Annotated in this window: 2 protein-coding genes; both read right to left on the reverse strand. The window is 71.4% G+C overall.

All coding sequences use genetic code 11. The features are described from left to right. Positions 1 to 1,014 (reverse strand): AAA family ATPase (locus x551_RS21965; protein WP_036251475.1); only part of this gene is annotated, 1,014 nt, incomplete at its 3' end. Positions 1,015 to 1,078: 64 nt separating this feature from the next. Beyond that, positions 1,079 to 1,593, reverse strand: a 515-nt coding sequence (locus x551_RS21970) for an FAD-dependent oxidoreductase (RefSeq protein ID WP_036251478.1), incomplete at its 5' end; no start/stop codon positions are given.

Consider the following 1,593-nt stretch of genomic DNA (forward strand, 5'->3'; position numbering starts at 1 on the left):
CTTCGCCGAGGCCGCGACCGCCGGCACAGAAGCCGCCACCGCCGTCACCGCGCTCGCGGCGCCGCGTTCCGATGACGACCGCCCGCCGCCGAGCATCCAGCTGCCTGCCGCGAACAGCACGGCGCCGCCGACCAGGCCCAGCCCCAGCACCGCCGGACGCCACTGCAACCAGCGGCGCGGGTTCATCGGCGACGGGGTCTCGAACACCTCGCGCGCGGCCTTGTCGACGATCTCGCGCCGCACGCGGTGCGCGCCGGACGAATAGGCGCCGAGCAGCGCCCGGTCACACAGAAGGTTGATGCGGCGCGGCACGCCGCGCGACAACTGGTGGATGCGCTGCACCGACTCGCGATCGAAAGGCAGCGCGCGGTTCAGGCCCGAGATGGTGAGTCGGTGCCGGATGTACTGCAGCGTCTCGGTCTCCGTCAGTGCCTCGAGGTGGTAGCGCGCGATCACGCGCTGCGCCAGCTGCTCCAGTTCGGGCCGCGCCAGCATCTGGCGCAGCTCGGGTTGCCCGATCAGCACGATCTGCAGCAGCTTGCGCTCGTTGGTCTCCAGGTTGGTCAGCAGGCGCAGTTGCTCCAGCACGTCGGCCGACAGGTTCTGCGCCTCGTCGATGATCAGCACGTTGCTCTGACCGACCGCATGGGTCTGCAGCAGGAAGCGATTGAGCGGATCGAGGTAGTCCTTCACCGTGGCCGCGCCGGGGCCCGGGTGCGCGTAGGGGATGCCGAACTCGTCGCACACCGACTTCAGCAGCTCCTCGACGGTGAGCTTGGGGTTGAAGATGTAGGCGACGTTGCAGCGCTTGGGCACCTGCTCCAGCAGCAGGCGACACACCGTGGTCTTGCCGGCCCCGATCTCGCCGGTCAGCAGCACGAAGCCGCCGCCGCCGCGCACGCCGTAGAGCAGATGGGCCAGCGCCTCCCGGTGCCGCTCGCTCATGAAGAGGAAACGCGGGTCGGGCGCGATCGAGAAAGGCTCCTGGCTCAGGCCGAAAAATTGCGCGTACATGGTGCAGAGGATACTTTCCGGCGGAGCCGCGGCCTTCCGGGCCGGTTCCGCTCGAGGCAGCGGCTCACGCAGCCAGGCGCCGCAGCGTCTCGTCGGCCAGCGCGAGGCTGGCCGTCAGGCCCGGCGACTCGATGCCGAGCAGGTTCACCAGGCCCTCGATACCGTGCTCGGCCGGGCCGTCGATGCGGAAGTCGGCCGCCGGCTCGCCCGGGCCCGACAGCTTGGGCCGCACGCCGCTGTAGGCCGGCTGCAGCGCGCCGTCGGGAAGCGCCGGCCAGTAGCGGCGGATCTCCGCATAGAAGCCATCGGCGCGCCGAACGTCGACGCGGTAGTCGAGCGTGCCGTCACCGCCCGCGGCGGCGGGACCGGGCTCGACCCATTCCACATCGGGCCCGAAGCGCGCCTGGCCGCCGAGATCGAGCGTCAGGTGGACGCCGAGGCCGGCAACCTCCGGCATCGGGTAGATGAGATGCGAGAACGGCGCCCGGCCCGGCAACGCGAAGTAGCTGCCCTTCGCGAACCGGCCCGGCGGCTGGAAGGCCGGCGCCAGCCCCTCGGTGCGCCGTGCGAGCGCCGGCG

Source organism: Methylibium sp. T29, from assembly GCF_000576205.1.
GTDB lineage: Bacteria > Pseudomonadota > Gammaproteobacteria > Burkholderiales > Burkholderiaceae_C > Methylibium > Methylibium petroleiphilum.